This is a genomic window from Alteromonas sp. AWJ4_197, from assembly GCF_056160285.1.
This window is the reverse complement of the sequence record NZ_JBSWWW010000002.1, coordinates 38,958-54,254: the sequence shown is the minus strand read 5'-3', so window position 1 is coordinate 54,254 and position 15,297 is coordinate 38,958. Positions and strand designations below refer to the sequence as shown.

Annotated in this window: 17 protein-coding genes; 14 read left to right on the top strand and 3 right to left on the bottom strand. The window is 49.6% G+C overall.

Annotated features, from left to right (window positions below; translation table 11 throughout):
* Window positions 1–24 precede the first annotated feature (24 nt).
* Complete coding sequence (ygfZ, locus tag ACXAGC_RS03650; RefSeq protein ID WP_474842505.1) at window positions 25–987, bottom strand: CAF17-like 4Fe-4S cluster assembly/insertion protein YgfZ; 963 nt, start codon at window positions 985–987, stop codon at window positions 25–27.
* Between the two features lie 142 nt (window positions 988–1,129).
* Between ygfZ and ACXAGC_RS03645 the strand changes: the two genes are divergently transcribed.
* From ACXAGC_RS03645 to ACXAGC_RS03635, 3 genes are read left to right on the top strand one after another with little or no spacing between them, the layout of a single operon-like run.
* On the top strand, window positions 1,130–1,381 hold the full coding sequence (locus ACXAGC_RS03645; protein WP_119501950.1) for an FAD assembly factor SdhE: 252 nt from the start codon (window positions 1,130–1,132) through the stop codon (window positions 1,379–1,381).
* Window positions 1,368–1,808: a protein YgfX gene (locus ACXAGC_RS03640; RefSeq protein ID WP_474842502.1), complete on the top strand. Its 441-nt coding sequence runs from the start codon at window positions 1,368–1,370 to the stop codon at window positions 1,806–1,808. The genes ACXAGC_RS03645 and ACXAGC_RS03640 overlap by 14 nt, the downstream gene beginning before the upstream one ends.
* A 6-nt stretch (window positions 1,809–1,814) precedes the next feature.
* The gene (locus ACXAGC_RS03635) at window positions 1,815–2,702 is read left to right on the top strand and encodes a MaoC family dehydratase (RefSeq protein WP_474842500.1); all 888 of its coding nucleotides are present in this window, start codon (window positions 1,815–1,817) and stop codon (window positions 2,700–2,702) included.
* A gap of 11 nt (window positions 2,703–2,713) precedes the next feature.
* Here the strand turns inward: ACXAGC_RS03635 and nadB are convergent, their stop codons facing one another.
* On the bottom strand, window positions 2,714–4,405 hold the full coding sequence (nadB, locus tag ACXAGC_RS03630; protein WP_474842498.1) for an L-aspartate oxidase: 1,692 nt from the start codon (window positions 4,403–4,405) through the stop codon (window positions 2,714–2,716).
* Window positions 4,406–4,625: 220 nt separating this feature from the next.
* Here nadB and rpoE point away from each other — a divergent pair, with 220 nt between their 5' ends.
* The 10 genes from rpoE (at window position 4,626) to ACXAGC_RS03580 (ending at window position 13,492) form a co-directional block, all read left to right on the top strand.
* On the top strand, window positions 4,626–5,204 hold the full coding sequence (rpoE, locus tag ACXAGC_RS03625; RefSeq protein ID WP_119501946.1) for an RNA polymerase sigma factor RpoE: 579 nt from the start codon (window positions 4,626–4,628) through the stop codon (window positions 5,202–5,204).
* Window positions 5,205–5,300: 96 nt separating this feature from the next.
* Window positions 5,301–5,891 carry a sigma-E factor negative regulatory protein gene (locus tag ACXAGC_RS03620; protein ID WP_119501945.1) on the top strand — a complete coding sequence of 197 codons (591 nt, stop codon included), beginning with the start codon at window positions 5,301–5,303 and terminating at the stop codon, window positions 5,889–5,891.
* A gap of 7 nt (window positions 5,892–5,898) precedes the next feature.
* The gene (locus tag ACXAGC_RS03615; protein ID WP_474842495.1) at window positions 5,899–7,113 is read left to right on the top strand and encodes a MucB/RseB C-terminal domain-containing protein; all 1,215 of its coding nucleotides are present in this window, start codon (window positions 5,899–5,901) and stop codon (window positions 7,111–7,113) included.
* Window positions 7,106–7,579: a SoxR reducing system RseC family protein gene (locus ACXAGC_RS03610; RefSeq protein WP_474842493.1), complete on the top strand. Its 474-nt coding sequence runs from the start codon at window positions 7,106–7,108 to the stop codon at window positions 7,577–7,579. The genes ACXAGC_RS03615 and ACXAGC_RS03610 overlap by 8 nt, the downstream gene beginning before the upstream one ends.
* Before the next feature lie 172 nt (window positions 7,580–7,751).
* Complete coding sequence (lepA, locus tag ACXAGC_RS03605) at window positions 7,752–9,548, top strand: translation elongation factor 4 (protein WP_474842491.1); 1,797 nt, start codon at window positions 7,752–7,754, stop codon at window positions 9,546–9,548.
* Window positions 9,548–10,453, top strand: coding sequence for a signal peptidase I (gene lepB / locus ACXAGC_RS03600; RefSeq protein ID WP_474842489.1), 906 nt, complete (start codon window positions 9,548–9,550; stop codon window positions 10,451–10,453). Before lepA ends, lepB begins: the two co-directional genes overlap by 1 nt.
* The gene (gene rnc, locus ACXAGC_RS03595) at window positions 10,453–11,142 is read left to right on the top strand and encodes a ribonuclease III (RefSeq protein WP_119501940.1); all 690 of its coding nucleotides are present in this window, start codon (window positions 10,453–10,455) and stop codon (window positions 11,140–11,142) included. The genes lepB and rnc overlap by 1 nt, the downstream gene beginning before the upstream one ends.
* Window positions 11,129–12,040: a GTPase Era gene (gene era, locus ACXAGC_RS03590; protein WP_474842486.1), complete on the top strand. Its 912-nt coding sequence runs from the start codon at window positions 11,129–11,131 to the stop codon at window positions 12,038–12,040. Before rnc ends, era begins: the two co-directional genes overlap by 14 nt.
* 34 nt (window positions 12,041–12,074) lie before the next feature.
* The gene (gene pdxH, locus ACXAGC_RS03585; protein ID WP_474842484.1) at window positions 12,075–12,713 is read left to right on the top strand and encodes a pyridoxamine 5'-phosphate oxidase; all 639 of its coding nucleotides are present in this window, start codon (window positions 12,075–12,077) and stop codon (window positions 12,711–12,713) included.
* Window positions 12,686–13,492 (top strand): TatD family hydrolase, encoded by an 807-nt coding sequence (locus tag ACXAGC_RS03580; RefSeq protein WP_474842482.1) that lies wholly within the window; start codon window positions 12,686–12,688, stop codon window positions 13,490–13,492. Before pdxH ends, ACXAGC_RS03580 begins: the two co-directional genes overlap by 28 nt.
* Before the next feature lie 10 nt (window positions 13,493–13,502).
* Here the strand turns inward: ACXAGC_RS03580 and ACXAGC_RS03575 are convergent, their stop codons facing one another.
* Window positions 13,503–14,108, bottom strand: coding sequence for a hypothetical protein (locus tag ACXAGC_RS03575; RefSeq protein WP_474842480.1), 606 nt, complete (start codon window positions 14,106–14,108; stop codon window positions 13,503–13,505).
* A gap of 135 nt (window positions 14,109–14,243) precedes the next feature.
* Between ACXAGC_RS03575 and serB the strand changes: the two genes are divergently transcribed.
* A complete protein-coding gene (serB, locus tag ACXAGC_RS03570) occupies window positions 14,244–15,254 on the top strand; it encodes a phosphoserine phosphatase SerB (protein ID WP_474842478.1) in 1,011 nt (336 codons plus the stop codon).
* Window positions 15,255–15,297 lie beyond the last annotated feature (43 nt).

The following is a 15,297-nucleotide window of genomic DNA, read 5'->3' as shown; positions in this document are numbered from 1 at the left end:
CAACACGTGAATTTGCATTGCCTGCTATACAGTATATGGCAATGCGTAAAAACATGCCTGAACGTCAGGCGAGTCCGCCAGTCTGTGTGGCGTGTCTGCTTCTGTGTCGTTGGGCAGCACGGCCATGAACCAGGTCTCTTTGCCCAATGTAGCACAGCGGATAACAGTGCCGCCTCTGCGCCATCCTGTATCCAGTGCCTTCTCAACGGTATCACCTACTTTAACATCAATTGCCGCGGGTAAACAAAAGACGTATCCCGCGCGCTTATTTTTTCCCAGGTAACGGGTGCGGGCTACGACTTCCTGACCCATATAGCAGCCTTTATTAAAATCGATGCCGTCCAGCGCCTGTACGTTCATCATCTGGGGAACGAACTCATTAACCACTTCACCGCTGACTTCAGGAATACCCTGAGACACCATTAAGGCGTCATAAACGCAATAATCGTAAGTTTGGATGTTCTGTTCTGCCTGCCATTGTTCCAGCGTGCCGGCAGCGGTTTCACTGAGAAGCAAAATAAACACATCCTGCGGATAATCTGCGCGGATCGCTACACCGTCAGAGTGCTGAACAGTGGCCAGTGTCTGCTCTGGCAGTGAGCCGAAAAACTCGCTTATCCATTGCTCTGCCTGTTTGCCTTTCACTGCATATTGCTTCAGCTGGCTGTCTTTTTTCTCAATGGTAACTTTTGAAAATACGCCGTATTTTTTTAACTGTTCCAGAGAGGCTTCTGCACAACCTGATGGCATCAGCATCAGAATGCTGTTCTGCCAGCGGCAAAGAGTGCTGAGCGACCATGTCTTACCTTTAAAGTCACAATGCGCAGCATGGCGGGCTGTATTGTCAGCAAGATTTTTTACATTGATGGTCAGTTGCCCGTGCAGGTAATCATTTTGCTGTTCACCTTCAACAGTAATGACTGTGGAACCCGTCAGAGGAATAACAAAGTCTGAAACTAACTCATTAAGTGAATCTGGCGTTGACATAAACCATCCGTAACTTTAAAACGTGAACTCTAACTATGGGGGGCGAATTAGAATTCACAAGTTTGTAATCTGACAAAAAGTACGGTGAGCCGGCGTAACTCTTCTGGTATAGTGCTGCCGTTCAATGAAGAGGTCCTAATTGATGTTCACTGAGAAAAGACGTAACCGGCTAAAGTGGGCATGCCGCCGGGGCATGCTGGAACTGGATGTATTATTTCTGCCATTCGTAGAAGAAGCATTCGACGACTTAAACGACGACGATCAGGTTTTATTTGAACGTTTACTTACCTGTGACGACCCCGATTTGTTTGCCTGGTTCATGGGCCATCAGAAATGTGAAGACCCTGAGCTGGCAAGAATGGTCAAAATCATTCTGGATCGTGTCAAAGTATAGCTTCGTTATCCGCTACCGTGCCATCCGGATGGCCGCAGTAGCTATCCCTCTTGTGGCTGCAGGCATCGCGATATGGTCATTGCCTGCCAGCGCCGCTTCGTGGTTTCCTGATTACACTATTTCCGTATTCCTGTGCTCTGTTGTGCCGGCCTTTCTGCTAATCCTGCTTGCCGGACAACAAAAGATGCGGCAAGGTTGTGAAAGCATATCGGTGGACGGCAACCGGTGGTATGAGCCTGCCCGCAGCGGTACAGTGAGGCCGCTGACAATATCATCCGGCAGCAAAGTGACGATTTTCGGTATTTACCTTGCCGGTACAGATTATGATGGCACAGCTTGCTATCGCTGGGTGTTACCGGGGGAATGTAAGAAGCTTTATTATCGTCGTCTGGTGAGACTGGTTCAGCATCAGTCACAAGGGGATTGAGTAACTATGATGAGTTTATTGTACCGGGCGCTGACGCACCGGCCTGACAAACAATTGCTGAAGCAATTTAAGCCTCCTGCGGTGCCGGGTGTTCATGGGGGGAAAACACAACTGATTAACCCCTCACATTATCACCGGTACTGTGATATTACCCACTGGCAGCACGGGGACAGACTGCACCCCTGTTATCTGCAGATGCTGTCTCTGCCATTGCAGATGCGGTGTCTGGCACACCCGCGAAGTCCGTTCCCCTTATTTGGCCTGGTACACAGGAAAAACCAAATCAGCCAGCAAAGCGGGATCAGGCTGTCTAAACCTGTCACTTTACGCACGGGTTTTTCTGCGGTTACACCTCACCGGCGGGGCTGGGATATTCATATGTATACCACTGCAACACAACAAGAGAGGGAATGCTACCGCGCAGAAGCTACTTATCTGGTGCGGGTAAAAGCGCCACATGTGGGCGACGGTGTGGAGTCTTCAGCGCAAGTGGCTAAACACTCTGAGGAAACAGAGGTTGCAAAACGCTGGCAAAGCATTGCTAGTTTTTCTGCCCCGGCGGATGCCGGCCGGCGTTATGCAAAGATTTCAGAAGACGCCAACCCCATTCATTTAAGCGCATTTACAGCAAAGCTGTTTGGTTTTCCCAAAGCGATTGCCCACGGCATGTGGACGCTGGCCATGGCGGTGAGTTATGCAGAAACAGATAAAGCTGATCACAGCACTGATATAAATTGTGATTTTAAGCGTCCACTTTTTTTGCCCGGCAAAGCGGACCTTAAAATTAGCAGGGGAGAGGGCACAACAGATTTCCTGTTGGAAAATTCAGCAAATGGTGAGCCATTAATAAAAGGTGCCGTTAAATCCGGCGAAACCGGTTCAGCGAAAAACTGAACCGGCGGTTGTTAAAGCTGTTCTTCTTCCCGGTAAGTGCTGGTGGCCAGTGAACCGGGTTCAGGCTGACATTTGGCCGGTAATGGTTTGAGTACTGTGGGTCTGGCTTGCGGTAGCAGGTCCGGATAGTCCACATTGTAATGCAGGCCCCGGCTTTCCTTACGGTTCATTGCGCAACGTACAATCAGTTCCGCAACCGTCACCAGATTGCGCAGTTCCAGCAGGTTATTGCTGACCCGGAAGTGTGCGTAATATTCCTGAATTTCCTGACTCAGTAACTGGATCCGTCGCAGTGCGCGCTCAAGTCTTTTGTTGGTGCGGACAATACCCACGTAATCCCACATGAACAAACGCAGTTCATGCCAGTTATGCTGAATGATGACTTCTTCGTCTGAATTGGTAACCTGTGATTCATCCCAGGGCGCAATCGTCTCTTCAGTGTAGTCGTCCTGCAAATGAGTAAGGATGTCTTTCGCGGCAGCTGCGGCGTAGACCACACATTCCAGCAGAGAGTTTGATGCCATGCGGTTCGCACCATGCAGGCCGGTATAAGCTACTTCACCTATGGCATAAACGTTATCGAGGTCAGTTTTGGCATTAAAGTCAGTCATCACACCACCGCAGCTATAGTGCGCGGCAGGCACCACGGGAATAGGCTCCTTAGTGATATCGATGCCCACAGACAGACACTTGCGGTAAATGTTCGGGAAATGCTTTTCAATGAAGTCAGCCGGCTTGTGACTGATATCCAGATACATACAGTCAGCACCCAGACGTTTCATTTCGTAGTCGATGGCACGGGCAACAATATCCCTGGGCGCTAAATCGCCCCGTTCATCGAAGCGTGTCATAAAGCGTGTCCCATCAGCATGGCACAGCTGTGCACCTTCACCCCGCAGTGCTTCGGTAATCAGGAAGTTTCTTGCCTGAGGATGATACAAACAGGTGGGATGGAACTGATTGAATTCCATATTCGCCACACGGCAACCAGCACGCCAGGCCATGGCAATACCGTCACCGCTGGACACATCCGGATTAGATGTGTACTGATACACTTTGCTCGCGCCGCCCGTGGCCAGCACAATGAAACGGCTGCGGATAACTTCAACATGGGCCTGTTCCAGATTCCACGCGTACACACCGGTACAGTGCAGGTGATTACTGCGGGACTTAATTAAGTCGATGGCGTTGTACCGTTCCAGGAAGCGGATATTGGGGTGGGATGACACCGCATCATTCAGAGTAATTTGCAGCGCTTCACCGGTTGCATCGGCTGCATGTAAAATACGGCGGTGACTGTGACCACCTTCACGGGTCAGGTGAAAACGCTCCTCACCCTGCTCATTCGTTTCAGTATCAAAAGGTACGCCGTGATTTATCAGCCAGTTCAGTGCATCTTTGGCATTTTGGGCTGTGAAGCGTACCGCGTCTTCTTCACACAATCCGGCACCGGCATTTAATGTGTCAGCAACATGTGCCTCAACAGAGTCGTGTTCGTCGAAAACGGCGGCAATACCGCCCTGGGCGTATCGGGTCGATCCTTCATTGCGGTCGCTTTTGCTCAGCACAATCACGTTACAATGATTTGCCAGTTTGAGCGCCAGACTTAATCCGGCGGCACCACTGCCGATGACTAAAACATCACATTGGTGCTCAATTCCTTTCGGATCCGCTGATGTTAGTGAAGAAGCCACTGATTTCATGGTATTTTAGCGGTTTACTTGTAGGCTAAGGTCCGGCAAGTCTAAAGGAAGCACAGCAAAACGCAAAGCATAGAGCGCGCGTCTGCAGGATTTTTCTTATATTATTTATTGATAATTTAAAGATTGTCCGCATTTTTTGCGAACTTATTGGGAATAATGCAGTCTACCTGATGCTTGCATGAGCTGTTTATGTGGTAGATGTTAAGGAGAAATAGCTCGGATGAGCGAGCAGATAACCGATCAACAGATTGTTGAAAAGGTACAAAGCGGTGATAAAAATGCATTTAACTTACTGGTAACCCGTTATCAGCATAAAGTGATGCATTTGGTGTCTCGATATGTCAAAAACTCCGGTGACGTTGCAGATGTCACTCAGGATGCGTTTATCAAGGCTTACCGCGCGTTACCAAATTTTCGCGGCGACAGTGCGTTTTACACCTGGTTGTACCGCATTGCCGTTAACAGCGCTAAGAATTATCTTGTGGCGCAGGGGCGAAAGCCGCCTGCAAATGATGTCGACGCTGAAGACGCAGACTATTATGAAGGCAGTGATGCGCTGAAAGAGCAATCCACGCCGGAACGCAGTTTGTTGTCTGATGAACTCGAAGCTACATTATTCCGTGTTGTGGAGAAGTTACCCGACGATTTACGTATGGCAATTACCCTGCGGGAAATTGAAGGTTTAAGTTATGAGGAAATCGCCAGCGTAATGGGGTGTCCTGTCGGTACAGTCCGCTCCCGGATCTTCCGGGCACGTGAGGCAATCGACAAGGTCATACAGCCATTGTTAGAAAATTGATTTTTTTTCACGATGAAATTGAACTTTCACGGGATGAAACGAACTAACTAGCTGTGTTAAGGTGGTAAACGATCATTTCGATCAGGATTTTATAATATGACGCAACAGCAAGAAAAATTGTCAGCCTTTATGGATGGCGAGACAAACAGCGCTGACATCATGGATGCAATCCTTAATGATGAAGAGCTAAAAACAAAGTGGAAGCGATATCATGTTATTCGTAGTGGTTTACGTAAAGAAGCCACGGTCGCACCTCAGTTAGACATTACTGCTGCGGTAGCCGCTGCCTTAGAAAGTGAACCTACAGTGATGGCGCCGAAGCGTTCAGGCTGGAAATCATTGCCGCTGGTTGGTAGTGTGGTGCCATTCGCCAAACAAGGTGGACAATTCGCCGTTGCTGCTTCTGTAGCTGTGGCGGTGATTCTGGGTGTTCAACAAATGAATCAGCCGGAACCTGCAGAACCGTTCTCTACGTTTGAGACGAATACCCGTCTGGGTGGTCTTTCTCCGGTTAGTCTGGAACAGACCCGTACGATTCCGCGCAATGATATGAATGTTGTGCTGGAGAAAAAGCGTAAGATCAATGCTATCATCGCTGACCATGAACAACAGATTCAGCTGAAGCAGGCAGAAGATCAAAGTAAAGCCGTAGAAGAACGTGCTGAGTCTGACGCTAATCCAAATTAAGAGCTAAATGACAAAATCATTTATACAACGCGTACCAGCTCCAGTGGAGCTGGTACGCGCGTTTTCAGGGCATGCTTTTCTGGCATGCACATTTTCCTTTATCGTTTTTTCTTCTCCTGTTCCTGCTCAGGAAAACGGGACTGAAGGGGCTTCGCGGCAGGTTGTTGCTGAAATCGAAGCAGAATCTGATGCTCAGAATCCGGTGTCTCAGGATATTTTACCTCCCGATTCTATCGTGACAGCGGAAGAAGCTATCAGCCAGAAAGCCGCAGCACACAATGACAGCGCAGAACCGGAGTCTGTTGGATCAGCGCAGGTTAAGCCGGAGTCGGTGACCGGATGGCTGGAGAAAATGACTGCAGCGACCCGTACACTGAATTTTCAGGTGGCCTATGTCGTCAGCCGGTTAAATCAGGAAACTGTGCCCTATTTGTGGCGACACGGTGTACTTGAAGACGGTACCAGCGTTGAGCAGTTGAATCTGCAAAACGGCCCCGGAAGAGAGCTCATCCGGGTAGGGGATGTGGTCAGTATATTTGAACCGGATACCCAGCCTTACAGTCTGCACTCTCAGTATATCAATGGTCCTATACCCGGAGAGTTGCTTTACGAACCGGTTTCTCTGACCAAAGGCTACGAGTTTGTGTCTGTGGGCAGAGCCCGTGTGGCCGGCCGGCCAGCTCAGCAGATCAGGATCGTCAGTCGTGATAATACCCGTTTCAGTTACCAGCTTTGGCTGGACGAACAGTCGGGGATGTTGCTGAAACTTAATACGCTGGATTTACAGGGCAATGTGCTGGAGCAAATTCAGGTTACATCACTGACAATGTCAGACACGCCGCCTGCGTACTTTGCCCGTGTGAACCGTGCTTCTCTTCCCAGGCCGCTGGCTTTGACGCCGTCGACAAATCGTCAGCAAGGCTGGGAAGTTGATTATCTTCCTGATGGTATGGTCGAAGTGAAAAGAGATATCCGCCGCCTGGCGATGACAGGGCAAGTGGTGGAATACAAATTGTTCTCTGACGGGCTGGTGGATGTGTCTGTATATGTACAGCCTGCCAGTGACGCAATCGGTTCCGATTTAGTCCTGCGCCATGACCTGAGTACGTTTCTGACTCTCACCGATGGCAAGGCCCAGGTAACAGTCATCGGGGAAATTCCTCTGCAGACTGCTAATGCCATTGCCACCTCTCTGAAGCTCAAAGAGGTCAGCGGTGATTAAAGAAACCGCTACGGTTATTGCGGTTGACGGTGACGTGATCACCGTCGAAGCCGCTATCAAAACCACCTGTTCATCCTGTCAGGCGCAATCTGACTGTGGCTCCGGTGTGATTTCCCGCGCATTGTCGCCGAAAACCCAGCAACTGACTTTACAATCGCCGGTGCCCTGTAAGGTGGGAGACAAAGTTAGTATCGGCGTGCCGGAAGCCGGCATTGTGACTGCTTCTCTTTGGCTTTACGTCATACCTCTCATTATCTTTATTGCCAGTGCGCTGAGCTTTACTGCACTGCTGCCGGCTGTGGGACTCAGCGGCGAATTTTGGGTTTTACTGGGTAGCCTGTGTGTGACTTTTCTCGCCTTCACGGTAATTTCAGGTTACCTGAAAAAGCGCGACCAGACCCGTTTCCGTCCTGTTATTCTTTCTTCCATTCCTGCTAACGGAGCCGTTCAGCGACATCAGCCCTGAACTGAGCCAGAAAAGGCTTGTATACTGATTCGCTTTTCAGTGAAGAAATAGGTAAAATCCGCACGCTTTGCGCTGCCGTATTAACTTTCCCGGGCAGAAGTATTGTGGTTTTGCCGGTTCAAATAAAATCCGGTTTGTTTAACTTAATTCTCGCAGGACATTTTCCAGCATTATGCAACAGTCGCACATACGTAATTTCAGCATCATCGCACACATCGATCACGGTAAATCTACACTGTCTGATCGTCTTATCCAGCATTGCGGAGGACTGACTGACAGGGAAATGGCCGAACAGGTGCTGGATTCGATGGATATTGAGCGCGAACGTGGTATTACCATCAAAGCGCAAAGTGTAACGTTGAACTACACCGCGAAAGATGGTGAAACCTATCAGTTAAACTTTATCGATACGCCGGGACACGTGGACTTCACTTACGAAGTATCCCGCTCACTGGCAGCCTGTGAAGGTGCGCTGCTGGTGGTTGATGCCGGACAGGGCGTAGAAGCACAGACTCTGGCAAACTGCTACACCGCCATTGATATGGATATGGAAGTGGTGCCAATCCTCAACAAAATTGATTTGCCGCAGGCTGAACCTGAGCGTGTAGCAGAAGAAATTGAAGACATCGTCGGCATAGACGCCATCGATGCTGTGCGTTGCTCAGCCAAAACCGGCGTGGGTATTGAAGACGTACTGGAAGTTATTGTTAACCGTGTTCCGCCGCCGGAAGGTGAAAGAAATGCACCGCTGAAAGCGCTGATTGTTGATTCTTGGTTCGATAACTACCAGGGCGTTGTATCTCTGGTACGGATTGTACAGGGCGAACTGAACGTAAAAGACAAAATTAAAATCATGTCTAACGGGCAGACTCACCAGGCGGACAAAGTGGGTATCTTTACTCCTAAGCAAACTGAAACCGGTGTTCTTCGTGCCGGAGAAGTTGGTTTTATCATTGCCGGTATTAAAGAAATCCACGGTGCCCCTGTGGGTGATACTATCACCCTGGCACGTGAACCGGCTGACAAGCCGCTGCCGGGCTTTAAGAAAGTAAAACCTCAGGTTTATGCCGGTGTGTTCCCGGTCAGTTCAGACGATTACGAAGATTTCCGTGATGCATTATCTAAGTTAAGCCTTAACGATGCGTCGTTGTTTTTCGAGCCGGAAAGCTCGGCCGCTCTTGGCTTTGGTTTCCGGATTGGTTTCCTTGGCATGCTGCACATGGAAATCATTCAGGAGCGTCTGGAGCGGGAATATGATCTTGATCTTATCACCACCGCACCAACCGTAATCTATCAGGTTGTTACAACCAAAGGGGAAACCATACAGGTTGATAACCCTTCTAATTTACCGCCGGTGAATGAAATCGAAGAGATTCACGAGCCGATGGTAGAGGCAAACATTCTCGTTCCTCAGGAATACCTCGGTAATGTCATCACACTTTGCGTTGAGAAGCGTGGAATGCAGACCAGCATGACTTATCATGGTAAGCAAGTCGCGGTAACCTATGAAATACCGATGGCTGAAGTCGTAATGGACTTCTTTGACCGGTTGAAATCAACCAGCCGTGGTTTTGCTTCACTGGACTATAACTTCAAGCGCTTCCAGCAGTCTGACATGGTGCGTGTTGATGTACTTATCAACGGCGAACGTGTGGATGCACTGGCCATGATCACGCACCGTGAAAACAGTCAGGGCCGTGGTCGTGAACTGGTTGAAAAGTTACGTGAACTGATCCCGCGCCAGATGTTTGATATCGCTATTCAGGCTGCTATCGGTAACCATATTATTGCACGAAGCACAGTTAAACAGCTGCGCAAAAACGTTATCGCCAAGTGTTATGGTGGTGACGTGAGCCGTAAGAAAAAACTGCTGCAAAAACAAAAAGAAGGAAAGAAACGCATGAAGCAGGTAGGTAATGTTGAATTACCTCAGGATGCGTTCCTCGCTGTTCTCAAGGTAGGTAAGTAATGGCAAATTATTTTTCAATTTTGTTGGTGATCCTGACAGTAGCAACCGGATTAATCTGGCTGCTGGACAGTTTGCTGTGGGCACCGGCAAGAAAGGAAAAGCTCGCAGGTGGTGAAGCGGTAGCCGGTGGTTCATCAACGGGTCCTCAAAGTGAGTTGCCCTGGCTGGTGGATACATCACAACAAATTTTTCCGGTCATCGCGTTTGTACTGGTGTTACGTTCTTTTTTGTACGAACCGTTTCAAATTCCTTCCGGTTCTATGATGCCTACCTTACTGGTAGGCGATTTCATTCTGGTTGAAAAGTATGCCTACGGCTTAAAAGACCCGGTGTTCCGCAGCAAGTTTCTGGAAACCGGTGAACCGGAGCGTGGTGATGTCGTGGTATTCAAATACCCCGAAGATCCGAATGTAGACTACATTAAACGTGTAGTGGGTCTGCCGGGCGACACCATTGTGTATCAGAACAAACAAGTTTTTATTAAGCCATACTGTGAAAGCGGCAGCGACTGCCCGAAACAGCAACCGGTACCTCTGGAATTTAAAGAGCGCGGCGAATTTGTGCAGGATATGGTGCCGTTGTTGCGTTACACCGAGCAACTTGGCGATGTGACCCACGACATTTTGCGCAATCCCGGACGCAGTATTCCGGCATCAAATTTTTACACGCAACCGGGTACCCGCAGTAATGAATGGATTGTTCCTGAAGGACAATACTTTGTATTAGGCGACAACCGTGAAAACAGCCGTGACAGCCGCTTCTGGGGATTTGTTCCTGATGATAATCTGGTAGGTAAAGCCGTGGCTATCTGGATCAGTTTTGAGTTTGAACGTCCGGCAGACAGCGTGTTACCGGGATGGGTACCGACAGGTATCAGATTTAACCGGATTGGTGGCATAGAGTAATGCAGGGTATCGACAGATACGCACGGTTATCAAAATTACTGGATTACCGCTTTAAAGACGAAGGTTTGCTTGAGCAGGCTTTAACCCACCGCAGTGCAGCGAAAAAGCACAATGAACGGCTGGAATTTCTGGGCGATGCCGTATTAGGCATGGTCATCGCAGATGCACTGTTCGCCCGTTTCCCGTCTGTACCGGAGGGAAAATTGACCCGCATGCGTTCAACCCTGGTGAAGGGCGATACCCTGGCCGAAATGGCGAAAGAAGCCGGCGTAGGTGAATTGCTTAAACTGGGGCAGGGTGAACTGAAAAGTGGTGGTCATCGCCGCAGTTCCATCCTCGCTGATGCTGTGGAAGCCATACTGGGTGCCATCTATCTGGATGCCGGAATAGACACCGTCAGCAAAGTGATTCTGAGTTTGTGGTCTGCCCGTATTGACCGGCTCGATCCGAATGAACACCCGAAAGACAGTAAAACCCGTTTACAGGAATATTTACAGTCACGCCGTGAACCTCTTCCGGTGTATGAAGTGGTAGGAATAAGCGGCAAGGATCACGCGCAGACTTTTGAAGTCAGTTGCACTGTAGCGCAACTTGAAAAGCCCGTTTTCGGCACAGGGAACAGCCGGCGTAAAGCAGAACAGCAAGCTGCAAAAGAAACGTTGGAGAAGCTTGAACATGCATCTGAATGAAGATGTTGATACCCGCTGTGGCCTGGTGGCCATTGTCGGCCGTCCAAATGTGGGTAAATCTACATTACTGAACCGTATCCTGGGTCAGAAAGTCAGTATTACTTCCAGAAAGCCCCAGACCACCCGTCACCGTATTTTGGGTATCGATACCGAGGCACAATGCCAGACAGTTTACGTGGATACGCCCGGGTTGCACCAGGACGAGAAACGGGCCATTAACCGTTACATGAACCGTGCTGCATCGAGCTCACTGGCTGAAGTGGGTCTGGTTCTGTTTGTGGTGGAAGGCACACGCTGGACCGAAGACGATACCATGGTACTGGAAAAGGTGAAAAACAGCCGTTTACCTTGTTACCTGGTGGTCAATAAAGTCGACAAGGTAGAAGACAAAGAAAGTCTGATGGCTCAGATTCAGAAGCTGTCGTCACTGCACACGTTTGAGCATATTTTCCCCGTCAGTGCGAAAAACGGCAAGCAGGTGGATGCGTTACGGGACACCGTGCAGCAGTCTTTGCCGGAAAGCGAATTTTACTTCCCCGAAGATTACATTACCGACCGTTCGAGCCGGTTCATGGCGGCGGAAATTATCCGTGAAAAACTGATGCGCTTCACCGGTGATGAACTGCCTTATTCCACTACGGTTGAGATAGAACAATTCAAAATGATGGAAAACGGGGTTTACCGTATTAACGGTCTTATCCTGGTTGAGCGTGACAGCCAGAAACGCATGGTCATCGGCAAAGCCGGAAATCATATTAAAACTATCGGCGAGCAGGCCCGCAAAGATATGGAAAACCTGTTCGACAACAAAGTGTTTCTTGAACTTTGGGTTAAAGTGAAACAAGGCTGGGCGGACGATGACCGGGCCTTGCGTTCATTAGGCTACGGCGACGATTAATCTACTTTTTGTTTCACCGTTGTAAGGAGGTGCTATGTCTCTTTCTGATATTCGGCGGCAATATTCTGCTGGCCGTCTGGATGATACTCAGTTAACTGAGCATCCGGTAGCGTTGTTCCGGCAGTGGCTGAACGATGCCATTAACGCAAATATTCCGGATCCTACAGCCATGACTGTGGCAACGGTAGACAGCAGCGGGCAACCATCTCAGCGTATTGTGCTGCTGAAAGATGTGAGTGAAGAAGGCTTTTTATTCTATACCAACCTTGGCAGCCGTAAGGCCAGAGAGCTGGGACAGAATAATAAAATCTCTCTGCATTTTCCCTGGTTTTTCATGGAGCGCCAGGTGCGGGTATGCGGCGTGGCCGAAAAATTGAGTACTGCGGAAAATGCAAAGTACTTCTTTTCCCGCCCGAAAGACAGCCAGCTGGCAGCATATGCATCAAAACAAAGCCAGCCCATTGCTACCCGTGAATTGCTGATGACACAATTTCAGCAACTGAAAAACAAGTTTGCTAATAAAGAACTTCCTGTGCCGGATTTCTGGGGAGGTTTCTGTGTAAAGCCGCATCAGATTGAATTCTGGCAGGGTGGTGAAGACCGGCTTCACGATCGTTTCGAATACAATAAAACAGAAGACGGTACATGGAGTACTCAGCGGCTTATGCCCTGAGATATGCCCGCAACATGATAGACAGCCACTGTCACCTTGATTTACCCGCCTTTGAGCATGATCTTAACGGTGTGCTTAAACGGGCAGGGGAGGCAGGTATCAGTGGCTTCCTGATCCCCGGCACCACACCGGCAGGCTGGGAAATACAGCTTGCCATCCAGGCCCGCCATTCTGATATCTTCCTCGCCTTTGGCATCCACCCCTGGTTTATTCGCGGTTCCCTTGATGATGCTGTGTCAAAATTGCAAAAGGCGGTCGCAGAACACCGCCAGTCAGTATGCGCTATCGGCGAAATTGGTCTCGATGCCACAATAGAACTGCCTCTTGCGGAACAGGAGAAGTGGTTACTCGCACAACTGGACGTGGCAAAGCAGTGTGAATTACCGGTTATCCTTCACCACCTTAAAACTCATCATCGTTTGCCCGCAATGATTAAACAGGCAGGCTTTTCCTGTGGCGGTGTGGTGCATGCTTTTTCCGGCAATACACAGGTCGCTGCTCAGTATGTTGAAATGGGCTTTAAATTAGGTGCAGGGGGCACAATTACCTATCCCCGTGGTAAGAAAACACTGGATGCTCTGGTTGAGACCGGGCTGGATAATATTCTGCTGGAAACCGATTCTCCGGACATGCCCCTGCTAGGGTTTCAGGGGCAACGGAATGAACCGGCGCGGCTGGTGCAAATTGCACAGGTGCTGGCAGAAGCATTTGGTGTGTCTGTGGCTGAGGTTACAACGAAAACCACTGCCAATTTCCGTGACCTGTTTGTTCAGCCCTGAGCTGCACTGGCTAACGCATTTTATTGATAAAATAGTAGCGGTATCGCCAGCCCGCTGCAGTCAGAATGCATCCGGCAAATAATCCGGTCATTAAGATCCCCGCCTGAATTGCACGTTCAGACTGCATTAGTGCGTATTCGTCGTTGAGAAGTCGGGCACTGTCAACGGTGATCTGCAACACGCCGGTTTGACTGCCGTTGTCGTCTGTTATGGAAAATAATCTTACCAGCTGATTTTGTTCCGGAGACTCTTCAGTTACTGAAGATTTCTGTGTCACCACACCGAGGCGTTTGCCTTTATTATCGAATACTGCCGCAGCGAGAATGAAGTTTGTTTCTGCAAGGCGGCTTAAATGTAGTGCAATGACATCGCCATTCTTTGAATAAACCGGACCTGCCAGAATAAGGGCGTATTGTTCGCCCAGCACGTCGACCGGGACTGACGCTGCCTGTCCCGCTTCACGTAAAGCATGCCGCGACTCAATCACACACAGGCTCACCAGTGCCATAATCAGCAGGGTGAATGCAGTAATGTGCACACTTCTGCGTTGCAACCAGGCAAACCAGTGTTTCTTTTCCGGGGCCGGTGTTCTCCAGGCCGCGTATTTATCAGTCATAGTCAGAGAAAAAGCGCATTTGCCGTCATCATACCGTTTTTGCCATCATGAGCATAATCTATTCATAAATGGCAGTTTTCCCCGGTCACTGAATTCGCTAGGATACGCATACTTTGAGTAGCGGAACCTCTTACATTGAATTCAGTAGCTTTATCTTCAGTACATTCTCATGCTGCGCTAATAACTGCGCTGGAAACGCATCCCGCCGGCATCGTTTTTTCAGGCGGCCAGTGGCAGAGCACAGGTGCAGTCTCTTCAGACAATAATGACGCTGTTATCACTGTCTATGCGCCGGCGCTGACCGCCTGGCAACTTGAAAAAGTGTCTGACGCACTGGCACCAGTCGCAACGCTGTCCGGTTTCCGGTTACATGCCCTTAGCGGTAAGTTCCACGAAACCGTCGTAACGGGTTCAATAACAACGGCTGATGTGCCGGCGTTAAAGCCGCTGTTGGAAAAACTGGCTGAATCGTTGTGGGTAGATGTAGTGGTTCAGGCTGCCCGGCCATCGTTGTCTGCGCCCGGTTTGCTGGTGATGGACATGGACAGCACCATCATACAAATTGAGTGTATTGATGAGATAGCCAAACTGGCCGGCCTCGGTGACAAGGTTGCCGCTGTAACCGCAAGGGCCATGCGCGGGGAACTGGCTTTTAGTGAAAGTTTAATATCACGGGTGGCCTGCCTGAAAGGTGTACCGGTTTCACAGCTGGCCCAAATCCGTGACAGTATTCCGTTAATGCCGGGCGTTGTACCACTGGTATCCGTGTTAAAAGAGCATGGCTGGAAAATCGCTATTGCCTCCGGCGGGTTCACTTATTTTGCCGATCACGTAAAAGAACGGCTTGGCCTGCATGCAGCATTCTCCAATACCTTGAAAACCGATGGCGACGTGCTTGCCGGAGAGGTGACCGGTGAAATCGTGGATGCTGAAGTGAAAGCGCGCACGGTTGAGTCTCTGGCCAGCGAATGGCAAATACCTATGTCACAAACCGTCGCTATGGGAGACGGCGCTAATGATCTGGTAATGATGGCAAAAGCAGCATTGGGTGTGGCTTGTCATGCTAAACCGCTGGTAAGGGAAAAAGCTGATACGGCCATCCGGTTCTCAGGTTTGCACGGCATGTTGTATTTGCTGGCTGAATAACAACCTGAAACAGAGCAAAGCGATGAAGGCATGCCGTGAGCAT